Annotated in this window: 1 protein-coding gene; it reads right to left on the reverse strand. The window is 67.0% G+C overall.

Going from position 1 to position 1,181, the window contains the following annotated elements; translation table 11 throughout:
- Positions 1-1,181, reverse strand: a 1,181-nt coding sequence (locus ACSFA3_RS24625) for a YadA family autotransporter adhesin (protein WP_435507990.1), incomplete at both ends; no start/stop codon positions are given.

Below are 1,181 nucleotides of genomic sequence, written 5' to 3' on the forward strand. Positions count from 1 at the left end.
CCGATGCGCGTGCCGCCCGGCGCCTGACCGTTGCCCAGCGTGACCTGGTTGTAGTTGACCGAGCCATCCGGGTTGGTCGCGTACTGCACGCTGCTGGCTTTCACGGTGGCTGCGGATGCCTTGAGTTGTGCGAGGTAGGTCGCATCGCTGTCGGCCGTGCCGGCTGCCACGCCCGTGATCTGGCGGTACTGCCCCTTGGCCGCATCGCCCACTGACACCGCTGCCTGCGTGCTGGTGGTCGCCTGAATGGCCACCCGGTGCTGCACCGCTGCGCCAGCCGGCACATAGCCGGCCACGCCCGCTGCGGTGGACGCCACCGAGCCCGAGCCCAGTGCGACGCCGCCGCTTTGCTGCGTGATGGCGCCGAAGCAGATGGCCGTGCCCTTGGAGATGTTCTGCGCCTTGCTCAGCGGCGTGCCGCCAGCATCCGCGTTGTCACCCAGGGCCACACCGCCGCCACCTGCACGGGCATTGGCGCCGATGGCCTGCGAGCCCGTGGCCAGCGCCCCGGTACCGATGGCGATCGCGTTCGTACCGGTGGCCCTTGCGCCGTTGCCGGCCGCGAAGGAATTGGTGCCGCTGGCCACTGACTGCGGGCCGATCGCCACGGCTTTCTGGCCGCTGGCCACCGAATCGGCGGCTGTCGAGTTGGCGTGGAAGTACTTGGTGCCCTTGTCGTTGATCGTGTTGACGGTCGTGCTCAGGCTGCCGAGATTGCTATTGGTTGTGTTCAGGCTCGTCGAGAGATTGCCGACGCCGGTCGAGAGGCTGCTGATGCTGCTGGTCGCCGTGCTCAGACCGGTCGACGTCGAAGTCGACAGGCTGGTCACGTTGCTGTTCGTGGTGCTAAGGCCCGTCGACAGACTACCGATGCTGCTCGTCGCCGTGCTCAGCCCCGTCGAAAGGCTGGCAATGCTGCTCGTCGCGGTACCGATGCTGCTCGACAACGAAGCAGTGATGGTCTTGACTTGCAGGACGTTGACGGCGTCCTGGTCCGCGCTGCCCGGCGCCACGCCCGTGATCTGACGGTTGCCCACGTTCACTTCACCTGACGAGCTTTGTTTGCTCGTCAGACCGAACGCGTCGTAGTTGGCCAACGCACCCACGCTGGCAACCGAGTTCGCACCCAGCGCCACGCTGTCGGGCTTGGTGGTCTGCGCGTTCTTGCCGACCGCCACGCT

Origin of the sequence: Variovorax glucosi (assembly GCF_051216695.1) — a bacterium.
GTDB lineage: Bacteria > Pseudomonadota > Gammaproteobacteria > Burkholderiales > Burkholderiaceae_C > Variovorax.